Annotated in this window: 19 protein-coding genes; 18 read left to right on the forward strand and 1 reads right to left on the reverse strand. The window is 35.9% G+C overall.

The window, feature by feature from the left end:
• The first annotated feature begins 13 nt into the window (after positions 1–13).
• From rplF to ACB104_RS08755, 17 genes are all read left to right on the forward strand, one after another.
• The gene (gene rplF / locus ACB104_RS08675) at positions 14–556 is read left to right on the forward strand and encodes a 50S ribosomal protein L6 (protein ID WP_370477943.1); all 543 of its coding nucleotides are present in this window, start codon (positions 14–16) and stop codon (positions 554–556) included.
• A gap of 10 nt (positions 557–566) precedes the next feature.
• Positions 567–923, forward strand: coding sequence for a 50S ribosomal protein L18 (gene rplR, locus ACB104_RS08680; RefSeq protein ID WP_370477945.1), 357 nt, complete (start codon positions 567–569; stop codon positions 921–923).
• 6 nt (positions 924–929) lie between these two features.
• Positions 930–1,454 (forward strand): 30S ribosomal protein S5, encoded by a 525-nt coding sequence (gene rpsE, locus ACB104_RS08685; protein ID WP_370477946.1) that lies wholly within the window; start codon positions 930–932, stop codon positions 1,452–1,454.
• A gap of 11 nt (positions 1,455–1,465) precedes the next feature.
• Positions 1,466–1,645 (forward strand): 50S ribosomal protein L30, encoded by a 180-nt coding sequence (gene rpmD / locus ACB104_RS08690; protein WP_370477948.1) that lies wholly within the window; start codon positions 1,466–1,468, stop codon positions 1,643–1,645.
• Between the two features lie 16 nt (positions 1,646–1,661).
• Positions 1,662–2,114: a 50S ribosomal protein L15 gene (gene rplO, locus ACB104_RS08695; protein ID WP_370477949.1), complete on the forward strand. Its 453-nt coding sequence runs from the start codon at positions 1,662–1,664 to the stop codon at positions 2,112–2,114.
• A gap of 15 nt (positions 2,115–2,129) precedes the next feature.
• Positions 2,130–3,482, forward strand: a complete 1,353-nt coding sequence (gene secY / locus ACB104_RS08700) for a preprotein translocase subunit SecY (RefSeq protein WP_370477951.1) — start codon at positions 2,130–2,132, stop codon at positions 3,480–3,482.
• An 11-nt stretch (positions 3,483–3,493) separates the two neighbouring features.
• A complete protein-coding gene (gene infA / locus ACB104_RS08705) occupies positions 3,494–3,709 on the forward strand; it encodes a translation initiation factor IF-1 (RefSeq protein ID WP_007094967.1) in 216 nt (71 codons plus the stop codon).
• A 5-nt stretch (positions 3,710–3,714) separates the two neighbouring features.
• Positions 3,715–3,831 carry a type B 50S ribosomal protein L36 gene (gene ykgO, locus ACB104_RS08710; RefSeq protein ID WP_013305171.1) on the forward strand — a complete coding sequence of 39 codons (117 nt, stop codon included), beginning with the start codon at positions 3,715–3,717 and terminating at the stop codon, positions 3,829–3,831.
• A gap of 2 nt (positions 3,832–3,833) precedes the next feature.
• Positions 3,834–4,208, forward strand: a complete 375-nt coding sequence (gene rpsM, locus ACB104_RS08715) for a 30S ribosomal protein S13 (RefSeq protein ID WP_370477953.1) — start codon at positions 3,834–3,836, stop codon at positions 4,206–4,208.
• Between the two features lie 106 nt (positions 4,209–4,314).
• Positions 4,315–4,698, forward strand: coding sequence for a 30S ribosomal protein S11 (rpsK, locus tag ACB104_RS08720; protein WP_370477955.1), 384 nt, complete (start codon positions 4,315–4,317; stop codon positions 4,696–4,698).
• Positions 4,699–4,870: 172 nt separating this feature from the next.
• A complete protein-coding gene (gene rpsD / locus ACB104_RS08725) occupies positions 4,871–5,476 on the forward strand; it encodes a 30S ribosomal protein S4 (protein ID WP_370477957.1) in 606 nt (201 codons plus the stop codon).
• 99 nt (positions 5,477–5,575) lie between these two features.
• Positions 5,576–6,568, forward strand: coding sequence for a DNA-directed RNA polymerase subunit alpha (locus tag ACB104_RS08730; RefSeq protein WP_370477958.1), 993 nt, complete (start codon positions 5,576–5,578; stop codon positions 6,566–6,568).
• Between the two features lie 73 nt (positions 6,569–6,641).
• A complete protein-coding gene (gene rplQ, locus ACB104_RS08735; protein WP_370477960.1) occupies positions 6,642–7,112 on the forward strand; it encodes a 50S ribosomal protein L17 in 471 nt (156 codons plus the stop codon).
• Positions 7,113–7,196: 84 nt separating this feature from the next.
• The gene (gene carA, locus ACB104_RS08740; protein WP_370477962.1) at positions 7,197–8,327 is read left to right on the forward strand and encodes a glutamine-hydrolyzing carbamoyl-phosphate synthase small subunit; all 1,131 of its coding nucleotides are present in this window, start codon (positions 7,197–7,199) and stop codon (positions 8,325–8,327) included.
• 133 nt (positions 8,328–8,460) lie between these two features.
• Positions 8,461–9,753, forward strand: coding sequence for a phosphopyruvate hydratase (gene eno, locus ACB104_RS08745; RefSeq protein ID WP_370477963.1), 1,293 nt, complete (start codon positions 8,461–8,463; stop codon positions 9,751–9,753).
• 172 nt (positions 9,754–9,925) lie between these two features.
• A complete protein-coding gene (locus ACB104_RS08750) occupies positions 9,926–11,215 on the forward strand; it encodes a citrate synthase (protein WP_370477965.1) in 1,290 nt (429 codons plus the stop codon).
• Between the two features lie 67 nt (positions 11,216–11,282).
• A complete protein-coding gene (locus ACB104_RS08755) occupies positions 11,283–12,197 on the forward strand; it encodes a dimethylarginine dimethylaminohydrolase family protein (RefSeq protein WP_370477967.1) in 915 nt (304 codons plus the stop codon).
• A 24-nt stretch (positions 12,198–12,221) separates the two neighbouring features.
• Here the strand turns inward: ACB104_RS08755 and ACB104_RS08760 are convergent, their stop codons facing one another.
• The gene (locus tag ACB104_RS08760) at positions 12,222–13,172 is read right to left on the reverse strand and encodes an NmrA/HSCARG family protein (RefSeq protein WP_370477968.1); all 951 of its coding nucleotides are present in this window, start codon (positions 13,170–13,172) and stop codon (positions 12,222–12,224) included.
• 133 nt (positions 13,173–13,305) lie between these two features.
• Between ACB104_RS08760 and ctlX the strand changes: the two genes are divergently transcribed.
• A complete protein-coding gene (gene ctlX / locus ACB104_RS08765; protein ID WP_370477970.1) occupies positions 13,306–14,241 on the forward strand; it encodes a citrulline utilization hydrolase CtlX in 936 nt (311 codons plus the stop codon).
• The last annotated feature ends 6 nt before the right edge of the window (positions 14,242–14,247 follow it).

Here is a 14,247-nt window from a genome sequence, read left to right on the forward strand (position 1 = left end):
AATACCCAAAGAAATGTCAAGAATAGGAAATAATCCAGTAGCCATTCCAGAAGGTGTAACAGTTGATGTTAAAGACAGCGTAGTAACTGTAAAAGGAAAATTAGGCGAGCTAACACAAGAGTTTGATACTGTTGAAATAAAAGTAGAAGAAAGCAATGTGTTAGTAACACGTTCATCTGACACTAAAGATCAAAAAGCAAAACACGGTTTATACAGAGCCTTGTTGAACAATATGATTAAAGGGGTTTCAAAAGGATGGACCAAAGAACTAGAATTGGTAGGTGTAGGTTATAGAGCATCTAACCAAGGGCAAAAATTAGATTTAGCATTAGGTTTTTCGCACAACATCATTTTAGATTTAGCTCCAGAAGTTAAAGTTGAAACGGTAACTGAAAAAGGTAAAAACCCAATAGTTAAATTAACTTCTCATGATAAACAATTAGTTGGTCAAGTAGCAGCGAAGATTCGTGGTTTTAGAAGACCTGAGCCTTACAAAGGAAAAGGAATCAAGTTTGTTGGTGAAGTGATAAGAAGAAAAGCAGGTAAATCAGCTTAATAATTAAGTTATGGCATTGACAAAGAACGAAAGAAGACTAAGAATAAAAAACAGAATCCGTAAGGTTGTTTCTGGTACAGGGGCAAGACCAAGATTAGCTGTTTATAGAAGTAACAAAGAAATTTATGCTCAGTTGGTAGATGACGTAACTGGTAACACAATCAGTGCTGCATCTTCAAGAGATAAAGACATTAGTTCTGCAAAAGCAACTAAGGCTGAAGTGGCTAAATTAGTAGGTAAATCACTTGCTGAAAAGGCTTTAAAAGCTGGTGTAGATACAGTTTCTTTTGATAGAGGCGGGTATTTGTACCATGGAAGAGTTAAACAATTAGCCGAAGGAGCTAGAGAAGGCGGACTAAAATTCTAAGATATTATGTTTCAAAAATATAAAAGTGCAGAGTTAGTAAAACCAGGTGGATTAGATCTTAAAGATCGTTTAGTTGGTGTACAAAGGGTTACTAAAGTAACTAAAGGTGGTAGAGCATTTGGTTTTTCAGCAATTGTTGTAGTTGGTGATGAAGCTGGTGTTGTTGGCCAAGGTTTAGGAAAATCTAAAGACGTTGCAAGTGCAATTGCAAAGGCCGTTGAAGATGCTAAGAAAAACCTTGTTCGCATTCCTTTAAAAGGAAAAACATTACCTCACGAGCAAAAAGGAAAATATGGCGGAGCAAGAGTAAACATTATTCCTGCTGCTGAAGGTACAGGTGTAATTGCCGGTGGTGCTGTAAGAACAGTATTAGAGGCCGTTGGTGTACACGATGTATTATCAAAATCTCAAGGGTCCTCAAACCCACACAACGTGGTAAAAGCTACTTTCGATGCCTTATTGCAGTTAAGAGATGCTAATACCATTGCTAGAGACAGAGGTATTTCACTTGAAAAAGTTTTTAACGCTTAATACAGACAGAAATGGCAAAGATTAAAGTAACAAAAGTTAAAAGCGCAATCAATCGCACACAAAGACAAAAAAGAACTTTAGAAGCTCTTGGTCTTAACAAGATTGGTCAAGTAAAAGAGCACGAAGCTACACCAAATATTCTTGGTATGGTTGCTAAAGTTTCACATTTAGTTTCTGTTGAGGAAGCTTAAAAATATAAAACTGAAAATGGATTTAAGTAATTTACAACCTGCAGAAGGTTCAGTAAAAAGCCAAGGGAAAAGAGTAGGTAGAGGACAAGGTTCTGGAAAAGGTGGCACAGCAACTCGTGGACACAAAGGAGCTAAATCTCGTTCAGGATACTCTAAGAAAGTAGGATTTGAAGGTGGGCAAATGCCACTTCAAAGACGTGTTCCTAAATTTGGTTTTACAAATATTAACCGTGTTGCTTACCAAGGCATTAATTTAGATACCTTACAGCAATTGGTTGATGACAAAAAGATAACAGATACAGTTGATTTGGAAACCTTGTTTGCAAACCGTTTGGTTGGCAAAAACGACCTAGTTAAAATTTTAGGTAGAGGTGAATTAAAGGCGAAATTAAAAGTATCTGCTAATAAGTTTACTGCTTCAGCAAAAGCGGCAATTGAAGCTGCTGGCGGAGAAGCTGTAACTATATAAGACTTGTTTATAAGTATGAAATTTATAGAATCAATAAAGAATGTTTGGAAAATTGAGGAACTAAGAAACAGAATCATAGTTACTTTGAGTCTGTTATTGGTTTATCGTTTTGGTGCCCAAGTGGTGTTGCCAGGTGTTGATGCAGCTCAGTTAAGTGGTTTGGCTGATAAAACCGACAGTGGTTTATTAGGTTTGCTTAACGCCTTTACTGGTGGTGCATTTGCCAATGCTTCGGTTTTTGCCTTAGGTATCATGCCATACATTTCTGCTTCTATTGTGGTACAATTAATGGGTATTGCCATTCCTTACTTGCAAAAGTTGCAAAAAGAAGGTGCTAGCGGGCAAAAGAAAATTAATCAGATTACGCGTTGGTTGACCATTGCTATCTGTTTATTGCAAGCTCCAGGCTACTTAGCCAGTTTGCCAGCTCTTGGTATTCCTCAAAGTGCTTTCTTGTTAGGCACTGGTCCTTTATTCTATTTCTCTTCAGTTACTATTTTGGTAACAGGATGTATCTTCGCGATGTGGTTGGGAGAAAAAATTACTGATAAAGGTATTGGTAATGGTATTTCCTTATTGATTATGGTTGGTATTATCGCTACGTTACCTCAAACATTTTTACAAAATGCTGCAACTAGACTTGAAGGCGGTGGCAATGGTGGCTTGATGATGATTTTAATTGAATTGGTAATCTGGTTTGTTATCATCCTTGCTTCAATTATGTTGGTAATGGCCGTGAGAAAAATAGCTGTACAATATGCTAGAAGAACAGCTAGTGGTGGTTATGAAAAAAGTGCCATGGCTGGTTCAAGACAATACATTCCATTAAAGCTTAATGCCTCTGGTGTGATGCCGATTATATTCGCTCAGGCTATTATGTTTGTGCCAGGTTTAATAGGTAGTAACTTGCTAAAAGAAACAGCATTTGGAACATGGTTGCAAACCAATTATTCAGATATTTTTGGATTGGTTTATAACATTACATTTGCTTTGTTAATCATAGTGTTTACTTATTTTTATACGGCAATTACGGTACCTACCAATAAAATGGCAGACGATTTAAAACGTAGTGGAGGTTTTATTCCTGGCATCCGTCCAGGTTCTGAAACATCTGAGTATTTAGATAAAATAATGTCCCAAATAACCTTACCTGGATCTATATTCTTGGCACTTATTGCTGTGTTCCCAGCATTTATTGTGAAGCTTATGGGTGTGCAACAAGGATGGGCTTTATTCTTTGGTGGAACCTCGCTATTGATTATGGTTGGAGTTGCAATTGACACGATGCAACAAATAAATTCTTATTTGTTGAACAGGCACTATGATGGTTTGATGAAGACTGGTAAAAATAGAAAAGCAGTAGCTTAATATTATATACTATGGCAAAACAAGCAGCAATAGAACAAGACGGAACAATTATAGAAGCATTGTCAAATGCTATGTTCCGTGTGGAATTAGAAAATGGTCACATTGTGACGGCACATATTTCTGGTAAAATGCGTATGCACTACATCAAATTGTTACCAGGAGATAAAGTAAAATTAGAAATGAGTCCTTACGATTTAACTAAGGCTCGAATAACTTATAGATACTAAGACTCATGAAAGTAAGAGCATCAGTTAAAAAAAGAAGCGCAGATTGTAAAATTGTGCGTAGAAAAGGAAGACTTTACGTAATTAACAAAAAGAATCCTAGATTTAAACAAAGACAAGGGTAATTATGGCAAGAATTGCAGGTGTAGACATACCGAAAAACAAAAGAGGAGTTATTGCTTTAACCTATATCTATGGGGTAGGTAAAAGTAGAGCACAGGAAATTTTAGCTACTGCTAAAGTTGACGAAGGTACAAAAGTTCAAGATTGGACTGATGACCAAATTAGTAATATTCGTGAGGCCGTCGGAACTTACACTATTGAAGGTGAGTTGCGTTCTGAAACACAATTGAACATTAAACGTTTAATGGACATTGGGTGTTACAGAGGTATCCGTCATAGAGCTGGTCTTCCATTAAGAGGACAACGTACCAAAAACAACTCTAGAACCAGAAAAGGTAGAAGAAAAACAGTTGCTAACAAGAAAAAAGCAACTAAGTAATAATTAGAAATATTTAGTCTTTAGTCTTTAGACGTTGGAAAGAATCTGTTTGAAATTACGGTTTAGGATTCTAGCGACTATCACTAATAACTAAGCACTAGAAAATATGGCAAAAACAAGCACAAAAAAACGTAAAGTTATTGTTGATTCTGTAGGTGAAGCACACATTACAGCATCTTTCAACAACATTATTATTTCACTTACCAACAAAAAAGGAGATGTAGTTGCATGGTCCTCAGCTGGTAAAATGGGATTTAGAGGTTCTAAGAAAAACACACCTTATGCTGCTCAATTAGCTGCTGAAGATGCTGCTGCTGTGGCTCAAGAAGCTGGTTTGAAAAAGGTAAAGGTTTATGTTAAAGGACCAGGAAACGGAAGAGAATCTGCTATCCGCTCAATCCATAATGCAGGTATTGAAGTAACAGAAATTATAGACGTTACTCCACTACCGCATAATGGTTGTCGTCCTCCAAAAAGACGTCGCGTTTAAAAGATGTACATAATAGAATGAATATCAACTGTTTTTTGCAGTTGATATTCATTTTTTATACGTACATTTGCACACCGAAAAAATAATTAACAAGTATCACAGGGAGATTAACGATTATCGAAGGATAAGATTAAGACCTTAATTCATAATCACTCTCAAAAACAAATTTAAAATGGCAAGATATACTGGTCCTAAAACTAAAATAGCGCGTAAATTTGGCGAAGCTATCTTCGGAGACGATAAGTCATTCGAAAAAAGAAATTACCCTCCTGGGCAACACGGAAACAACAGAAGACGTGGTAAAAAGTCTGAGTACGCAATCCAATTGCAGGAAAAGCAAAAAGCTAAATATACTTACGGTATTTTAGAACGTCAATTCAGAAACTTATTCAAAAAAGCTAGAGCAGCACAAGGTATTACTGGTGAAGTGCTTTTACAACTTTGTGAATCTCGTTTAGATAACGTAGTATTCAGAATGGGTATTGCTCCTTCAAGAAGCGGTGCAAGACAATTAGTATCACACAGACACATTACAGTAAATGGGGAATTAGTAAACATTCCATCTTACCAATTAAAAGCTGGTGATGTTGTTGCTGTAAGAGAAAAATCAAAATCGCTTGAAGCTATTGAAAAATCACTTTCAAACTCAAGCCACGTTTATGAGTGGATTACTTGGAACGATGCTACCAAACAAGGAACTTATGTTTCTGTACCAGCGAGAATCCAAATCCCTGAAAACATTAACGAGCAATTCATCGTCGAATTATACTCTAAATAATAAATTAACAACATTGGTATTTAGCCAAAGGGTTTATTCGTGCTTCTTCAAACTTATAAACCGCGCAACTAAGTAACAATTAAAACGAAGAAAAAAATTATGGCAGTATTTAATTTTCAAAAGCCTGACAAAGTAATCATGATTGATTCTACTGATTTCGAAGGTAAATTCGAATTCAGACCTTTAGAACCTGGTTACGGACTAACAGTAGGTAATGCATTAAGAAGAGTTTTATTATCATCTTTAGAAGGATTCGCTATTACATCGGTTAGAATTGAAGGTGTTGATCATGAATTTTCAGCAATTGCTGGAGTAGTAGAGGATGTAACTGAAATCATCTTAAACTTAAAACAAATTCGTTTTAAAAGACAGATTGAAGATATTGATAACGAATCAATTTCAATTTCAATTTCTGGTCAAGAACGTATTACAGCTGGAGATTTCCAAAAGTTTATTTCAGGATTTCAAGTATTGAATACAGAATTAGTTATCTGTAACTTAGATCCAAAAGTAAGCCTTAACATGGAAATTACAATTGAAAAAGGTAGAGGTTATGTGCCAGCAGAAGAGAACAAAAAAGCTTCTGCCCCAATAGGTACGATCTTTACAGATTCAATTTACACCCCAATAAAAAACGTTAAGTACAGTATCGAAAACTATCGTGTTGAACAAAAAACTGATTACGAAAAATTAGTTTTTGAAATCATCACAGACGGTTCCATTACACCTCAAGACGCTTTAACTGAAGCCGCTAAAACATTAATTCACCACTTCATGTTATTCTCAGATGAGCGTATAACATTAGAAGCTGATGAAATTGCACAAACTGAAACTTATGATGAAGAATCACTTCATATGCGTCAGTTGCTTAAAACTAAGTTAATCGATATGGATTTATCAGTACGTGCACTTAACTGTTTGAAAGCTGCAGAAGTTGATACTTTGGGCGACTTAGTATCCTTTAATAAAAATGATTTAATGAAATTCAGAAACTTTGGTAAAAAGTCTTTAACAGAGCTTGAGGAGCTTGTAAATGTTAAAGGTTTAAATTTCGGAATGGATTTAAGCAAATATAAATTAGATAAAGATTAATTATTTCTAACTCTTCTATAATTTGCTCCTCATAAAGAGTGCAGTAGCAAGATAGAAGTTTAAAACAAAGGTCATGAGACACGGAAAAAAAGTAAACCATTTAGGTAGAAAAACAGCGCATAGAAAGTCAATGTTGGCTAATATGGCATGTTCATTAATTGAGCACAAACGTATCAACACAACATTAGCTAAAGCAAAAGCTTTAAAGTTATTTGTAGAGCCAATGATTACAAAGTCTAAAGAGGATACGACGCATAACAGACGTATTGTAATGTCAAGACTAAGACAAAAAGATGCAGTAACCGAATTGTTTAGAGAAGTTGCTACAAAAGTTGGTGACAGACCAGGTGGTTACACCAGAATCATCAAACTAGGCAATCGTTTGGGTGATAACGCTGATATGGCCATGATAGAGCTTGTAGATTACAACGAAATTTACAATGCAGGAAAAGCTAAGAAGAAAACAACTAGAAGAAGTAGAAGAGGTGGTTCTAAACCGGCTGCTGCTCCAGTTGAAACTCAAGCATCAAACGAAGAAGAATAAATGTTAATAAGCATTTAAATATAAAGGATAAACTATTTTAGTTTATCCTTTTTTTTATGCAATTTTGTAAAACTTTTCGAATTTATGAAATATCAAAAAAGACAAAAAGCCATCATTTTACTAGCTGATGGAACAATTTTTTACGGTAAAGCAGTAGGTAACAAGCAAGGAACTTCATTTGGAGAGGTATGTTTTAATACGGGAATGACAGGCTATCAAGAAATTTTCACTGACCCATCTTATTTCGGTCAGATAATGGTGGCCACCAATGCACATATTGGTAATTATGGAACAAATGCAGATGAAGTAGAATCAGATTCAGTTAAAATTGCTGGTCTCGTGGTTAAAAATTTTAGCTATGACTACTCAAGAGCGGCTGCAGATGATTCATTGGAAAATTTTCTAGATAAAAACAATCTTTTAGCAATATCAGATGTTGATACCAGAGCCTTGGTAAGTTATATTAGAGATCATGGTGCTATGAATGCCGTAATATCTACCGAAGTTGATAATGTTGAAGGGTTAAAAAAACAATTATCCGAAGTACCAAATATGGAAGGTTTAGAGCTGGCATCAAAAGTTTCAACTAAAGAACCTTATTATTTTGGTGATGAAAATGCAACCTACAAAGTTGCTGCTTTGGACATTGGAATAAAAAAGAATATTCTTAGGAACATTGCTAAAAGAGATGCATATATAAAAGTGTTTCCATATAACGCTAAATTTGAAGATTTGGAAGCTTTTAATCCTGATGGTTATTTTTTATCCAATGGACCTGGAGATCCTGAACCTTTGGTTGATGCGCAGGACTTAGCAAAGGAAATTATAAAAAGAGATTTGCCTTTATTCGGGATCTGTTTGGGGCATCAAGTCATTGCATTGGCCAATGGCGCCAGTACTTACAAGATGTATAATGGGCACAGGGGAATTAATCACCCTGTAAAGAATTTAAAAACCGGGAAAGGTGAAATAACTTCACAAAATCATGGATTTGCGGTAGATCTTGAGTCCGCCGAATCCAATCCAGATTTAGAAGTGACGCATGTACACTTAAACGACAACACGGTTGCTGGTTTGGCCATGAAAAACAAAAATGTGTTTTCGGTGCAATATCACCCAGAAGCCAGCCCGGGGCCGCATGATTCATCTTATTTATTCGATCAATTTATTGAGAACATAAAAAAGAGTAAAAAGGCCGCAAAAACTCAAGTGTAGACATCTGCATTTAAGTCTAATGTTTACTAAAACGTTATAGATGTAATTTGGTTAAATTCTTAAAAAACATCTAAAATAAAACAAGATTTAACCGTAAATTTGAATTAACAAAAAGTATAAAAACTAACTAATTATGAGTGCAATTATAAACGTTCACGCAAGACAAATTTTAGATTCAAGAGGGAACCCTACAGTTGAAGTAGATGTAGTAACAGAAAACAATATTTTAGGTAGGGCTGCAGTACCGTCTGGAGCGTCAACAGGAGAGCATGAAGCTGTTGAATTACGCGACGGTGGAAAAACTTATATGGGGAAAGGCGTTCTTAAAGCAGTTGATAATGTAAATACCGTAATTGCTGAAGAATTATTGGGTGTTTCAGTATTTGAACAAAACCTAATAGATAAGATAATGATTGATTTAGATGGTACGCCAAATAAATCAAAATTGGGTGCTAATGCTATTTTAGGAGTGTCTTTAGCGGTGGCCAAGGCGGCAGCTAATGAATTAAACATGCCTTTATATCGTTATGTAGGAGGTGTTTCAGCTAACACGCTTCCTGTACCAATGATGAACATCATAAATGGTGGTTCTCATAGTGATGCCCCGATTGCATTTCAAGAATTCATGATAATGCCTGTAAAAGCTAAAAACTTTACACACGCTATGCAAATGGGAACTGAAATTTTCCATAACCTTAAAAAAGTATTGCACGATAGAGGTTTAAGTACGGCTGTAGGTGATGAAGGTGGTTTTGCGCCAAATTTAGCAGGAGGAACAGAAGATGCATTGGATTCCATAAAATTAGCCGTAGAAAAAGCTGGTTATACATTCGGTGATGACGTAATGATTGCCTTGGATTGTGCTTCAGCAGAATTCTACAAAAATGGTAAATACGATTATACTGAGTTTGAAGGTGATAAAGGAAAAGTAAGAACTTCAGCTGAACAAGCGGATTACTTGGCAGAATTGGTTGCTAAATACCCTATTATTTCAATAGAAGATGGTATGGATGAAAATGACTGGGATGGTTGGAAATTATTAACTGAAAAAATAGGGGATACAGTACAATTGGTTGGAGATGATTTGTTCGTAACTAACGTTGAGCGTTTATCAAAAGGTATTGAAAAAGGTATTGCTAACTCTATTCTTGTTAAAGTAAACCAAATAGGTTCTTTAACTGAAACCATTGCTGCAGTAAATATGGCTAAAAACGCTGGATATACTTCGGTAATGTCTCACCGTTCTGGAGAAACAGAAGATAATACTATTGCTGATTTGGCCGTAGCATTAAATTGTGGACAAATAAAAACAGGTTCTGCTTCACGTAGTGACCGTATGGCAAAATACAACCAATTACTTAGAATTGAAGAAGAATTGGGAGATGTGGCATATTTCCCAAAGGAAAAAGCTTTTAAGGTTAAGTAATTCCTTTGAAAATTTATACAAAAGGCGGTTATTTTTTAATAATCGCTTTTTTTTTAATGTGAAATTTAATAATATGGTAATCGATTAAATCAATCGAAATATTCCTTAAAAAATAGGGGGATATTTCGTAATTTAGCGTTCTTCTTAAATCAAATTAAACGACTAAAAAATAATGGCAAATAATACAGCTACTATCGAAATTGACGGTAAAAAACACGAATTTCCTTTAGTAAAGGGTACAGAAAATGAAGTTGCAATTGATATTACCAAACTTAGAAGTGATTCAGGCGGTGTAATCACATTAGATCCTGGTTACAAAAACACGGGTTCATGTGAAAGTGCCATTACATTTTTAGATGGAGAAAGAGGTATTTTAAGATATCGAGGATATTCCATTGAAGAATTGGCCGAAAAAGCGGATTTTCTGGAAGTAGCATATCTTTTGATTTTTGGTGAATTGCCAACTAAGGCACAAAGCGATAAGTTCTATAGCGATATTAAAGCCGAGGCTGTAGTAGATGAAGATGTTAAGAAAATTGTTGATGCGTTCCCAAAAGCGGCTCATCCCATGGGCGTTATTTCGTCTTTAACCAGTGCATTAACTGCATTTAATCCTTCTTCAGTAAACGTAGAGTCTGAAGAGGATATGTATAAATCTGTTGTAAGGTTATTGGGTAAATTCCCGGTTTTAGTAGCTTGGACATTCAGAAAAAAAACAGGATTGCCATTAAATTACGGTGATGACAAAATTGGTTATGTAGAGAACATCTTAAAAATGATGTTTAAAAAACCAAATGGGGAATATGAGCAAAGCAGTATTTTAGTTAATGCATTGGATAAGCTTTTAATTCTTCACGCCGATCACGAACAAAACTGTTCAACCTCTACCGTTCGTATAGCAGGATCGTCACATGTGGGGTTATTTGCTTCCATATCTGCAGGTATTTCTGCACTTTGGGGGCCACTTCATGGTGGAGCCAACCAAGCGGTTTTGGAAATGCTTGAAGCCATAAAAGCCGATGACGGAGATACCAAAAAGTATATGGCCAAAGCAAAGGATAAGAATGATGCTTTTCGATTAATGGGCTTCGGGCACCGTGTTTATAAAAATTTCGATCCTCGGGCTAGAATCATTAAAAAGGCAGCAGATGAGGTATTGGGCGATTTAGGAGTTGAAGATCCTATTTTGGGTATTGCCAAAGGTCTTGAAAAAGAGGCGTTGGAAGATCAATATTTTGTTGATAGAAAACTATACCCTAATGTAGATTTTTACTCTGGAATCATCTACCGAGCAATGGGCATTCCAACAGATATGTTTACAGTAATGTTCGCTTTAGGCCGTTTACCTGGCTGGATAGCGCAATGGCGAGAAATGCGCTTGCGTAAAGAGCCAATTGGAAGACCAAGACAAATTTACATTGGCGCAACCGAAAGAAAGTTTGTGCCAATAGAAGAAAGGTAAAATCTTAACTGAATAAAAATGAAAAGCTCTGTAAGTAAAACTTGCGGAGCTTTTTTATATTTACAACATGTTACAACTGAATGTAAAAAACGAAACGTCACGATTGCGAACGGTTATTTTGGGAACTGCCGAAAGCAATGGTCCAATTCCAAAAGTAGAAGACTGTTACGATCCTAAAAGTATCGAGCACGTTTTAGCTGGTACATATCCAAAAGAGGCGGATATGATAAAGGAAATGGATGCAGTTGCTGCTGTTTTTAAAAAATATGGGGTAGAGGTGTTTAGGCCAAAAGTCATTAAGGATTGTAATCAAATTTTTTCGCGGGACATTGCTTTTGTAATAGAGGATAAAATTATTCGTGCCAATATTTTGCCCGATCGTGAAAAGGAGGTTGAGGCCATTAGATATGTTTGGAACCAAATAGACAGAAAAAACAGAATCCTGCTTCCTGAAGAATGCCATGTTGAGGGCGGCGATGTTATACCTTGGGATGATTACATTTTTATCGGCACTTATTCAGGAGAAGATTACTCAAATTATATTACGGCTCGTACTAATTTGGATGCCGTAATAGCCATTCAGGAGTTGTTTCCTAATAAGATGGTGAAATCTTTTGAACTGCGAAAATCCAATACCAATCCTAAAGAAAATGCGCTGCATTTAGATTGTTGTTTTCAACCGATTGGAAAAGGGAAGGCAATCATCCACAAAAATGGATTTTTGGTAGAACGCGAATATGATTGGTTGGTTAATTTCTTTGGCAAAGAGAATATTTTTGAAATCACCAAAGATGAAATGTATGAGATGTATAGCAACATCTTTTCTATTTCAGAAGATGTTGTTATTTCTGAACGAAACTTTAAGCGATTGAACACGTGGTTGCGCCAACAAGGCTTTACGGTTGAAGAAGTGCCTTATGCAGAAATTGGAAAACAAGAAGGCTTGTTGCGCTGCACAACTATGCCTTTGGTTAGGGATTAAAGTTTTAAAGTAATAAGCACCGAATTAATTCAAAGCGAGTTTTGATTTATTCAAAGAAAGCCATTTATCAAAATCCTGAAGTTCCGGATTTAAGGATAATGATTTTTCAATACTGCGTATGTTACAGAAATCATCATTAAAATCCCTTTTAAACTGAAACATATTCCCTAAGTCATCAGCGCCTGGAAATCCAAAATTACGGTATACTTCTGGTTCAACATTGTTGTACATTACCTGAACGCCTAAAACTTTTGAAAATTTATCAGCCATTTCTTGGCCACTCAATTTTTCCCCAGCAATGCCTATGGTTTTACCAGCTTCTTTCGGACCATTTTTAAAAATACCGTAAGCGCATTTTCCTATATCTTCGGCAGCCATACCGGGCAATTTTTTGTCATCCATAGGAAAAGTAATGTAGTAATTGCCATCTCCGGCTTTTTGGGGTCCCATGCCAAAGTGTATAAAATTATCCCAGTAAAATGAAGTTCTTAAAAATGTAGTTGGTAAACCGGCTTCCTTAAATAGTTTTTCGGCATTGCCTTTTTCGTCAAAATGAGGCACTTTGTATTTTCCTTGCAATGTAGGCATACGGTTATCATCCAACGGAACCCAATTTCTGGTATCTTCTAAAGTTGACCAAATCATATGTTGCAAGTTGGAGTCTTTTGCTGCAGCAACAAAATTCTTTACCTCTTGGTATTCTTTTTCAGCAGAAAAATGTTCCCAAAAAAATGTTACAAAATAGGCTCCGTATGCATCCTTTAGGGCATTCTTAATACTTATAACATCATCAATGTCAGCAGTTATTATTTCTGCCCCAAGTTCCTCCAATGCTTTGGCTTTATCCGATTGGGCATTTCGAGTCACGGCTCTCACTTTGAATTCACCATCTTTATCGTTCAATATGGCTCTAACAAGTCCTCCTCCCTGGGCACCAGTGGCACCAAATACGGTAATTATTTTTTGGTTTTTCATTTTATTAAAGGGTTATTCTACTAATTTCGCTAAATATTCTTATAAAGTCAAGTTTTTATATGATTAAAAAGAATTAACTACATTGAATTTATCACTGTAAATAGCTTTATTTTTGTATTATAATTAACAATTTATGCAACAAACCACAAATACCATTTTAATGGTGCGTCCAGAAAATTTTAGGATGAACGAACAAACTGCCGTAAATAATTATTACCAAAAGGTGTTGGACGGCATATTGCCTGAAACCGTTAATGTTAGGGCCCAAAATGAGTTTGATGCCTATGTGGAAAAACTTCGTGGTGTTGAGGTAGATGTAATTGTGGTGAAAGATAAGGTTGAGACTGATACGCCCGATGCCATTTTTCCAAATAACTGGGTATCGTTTCATGAAAATGGTGATGTTGGGCTTTACCCCATGTTTGCGGAAAATAGGCGGTTGGAACGTCGAGAGGATATTTTGGACATCCTTGAGGAAAAAGGTTTTCAAATAAGAAACATTATTGACTATACAAGCGCTGAAGACGAGCATGTTTTTTTAGAGGGAACTGGAAGCGTTGTTTTAGACCGGGTGAACAGTATAGCTTATTGTGCGCTTTCACCAAGGGCAGATGAGGATTTGTTTATTGAGTTTTGTGAAGATTTTGAATATATGCCGGTCATATTTACTGCATATCAAACGATAAATGGAAAGCGAAAACCTATTTACCATACCAATGTAATGATGTGCGTGGCGGAAACTTTTGCAGTTATTTGTTTGTCTTCCATTGATGGTAAAAAGGAACGCAAAAATGTGATTAAACACTTAAAGGAAAGTGATAAGGAAATTATAGATATTACAGAAGATCAGGTGAAACAATTTGCCGGTAATATGCTTCAAGTAAAGGGTTCTAATAATGAACGTTATTTGGTTATGAGCCAAGCGGCTTTCGATAGTTTGACCAAAACCCAAATACAAAACTTAGAAAAGCATAATAAAATACTTTCTAGTTCTTTGGATACGATTGAAGCTTGCGGAGGAGGGAGTGCCCGATGTATGATGGCCGAAGTTTTTTTGCCAAAAAGCTAATATATT

Origin of the sequence: Tamlana flava (assembly GCF_041287255.1) — a bacterium.
In the GTDB taxonomy this organism is placed as follows: domain Bacteria; phylum Bacteroidota; class Bacteroidia; order Flavobacteriales; family Flavobacteriaceae; genus Tamlana; species Tamlana flava.

Coding starts and splice junctions, on each gene's coding strand:
- rplF (WP_370477943.1), top strand. CDS start 14: ATGTCAAGAATAGGAAATAATCCAGTAGCCATTCCAGAAGGTGTAACA.
- ykgO (WP_013305171.1), top strand. CDS start 3,715: ATGAAAGTAAGAGCATCAGTTAAAAAAAGAAGCGCAGATTGTAAAATT.
- rplQ (WP_370477960.1), top strand. CDS start 6,642: ATGAGACACGGAAAAAAAGTAAACCATTTAGGTAGAAAAACAGCGCAT.
- rpsD (WP_370477957.1), top strand. CDS start 4,871: ATGGCAAGATATACTGGTCCTAAAACTAAAATAGCGCGTAAATTTGGC.
- rpmD (WP_370477948.1), top strand. CDS start 1,466: ATGGCAAAGATTAAAGTAACAAAAGTTAAAAGCGCAATCAATCGCACA.
- rplR (WP_370477945.1), top strand. CDS start 567: ATGGCATTGACAAAGAACGAAAGAAGACTAAGAATAAAAAACAGAATC.
- ACB104_RS08730 (WP_370477958.1), top strand. CDS start 5,576: ATGGCAGTATTTAATTTTCAAAAGCCTGACAAAGTAATCATGATTGAT.
- carA (WP_370477962.1), top strand. CDS start 7,197: ATGAAATATCAAAAAAGACAAAAAGCCATCATTTTACTAGCTGATGGA.
- ctlX (WP_370477970.1), top strand. CDS start 13,306: ATGCAACAAACCACAAATACCATTTTAATGGTGCGTCCAGAAAATTTT.
- secY (WP_370477951.1), top strand. CDS start 2,130: ATGAAATTTATAGAATCAATAAAGAATGTTTGGAAAATTGAGGAACTA.
- eno (WP_370477963.1), top strand. CDS start 8,461: ATGAGTGCAATTATAAACGTTCACGCAAGACAAATTTTAGATTCAAGA.
- rpsE (WP_370477946.1), top strand. CDS start 930: ATGTTTCAAAAATATAAAAGTGCAGAGTTAGTAAAACCAGGTGGATTA.
- rplO (WP_370477949.1), top strand. CDS start 1,662: ATGGATTTAAGTAATTTACAACCTGCAGAAGGTTCAGTAAAAAGCCAA.
- ACB104_RS08750 (WP_370477965.1), top strand. CDS start 9,926: ATGGCAAATAATACAGCTACTATCGAAATTGACGGTAAAAAACACGAA.
- infA (WP_007094967.1), top strand. CDS start 3,494: ATGGCAAAACAAGCAGCAATAGAACAAGACGGAACAATTATAGAAGCA.
- ACB104_RS08760 (WP_370477968.1), bottom strand. CDS start 13,172: ATGAAAAACCAAAAAATAATTACCGTATTTGGTGCCACTGGTGCCCAG.
- rpsK (WP_370477955.1), top strand. CDS start 4,315: ATGGCAAAAACAAGCACAAAAAAACGTAAAGTTATTGTTGATTCTGTA.
- ACB104_RS08755 (WP_370477967.1), top strand. CDS start 11,283: ATGTTACAACTGAATGTAAAAAACGAAACGTCACGATTGCGAACGGTT.
- rpsM (WP_370477953.1), top strand. CDS start 3,834: ATGGCAAGAATTGCAGGTGTAGACATACCGAAAAACAAAAGAGGAGTT.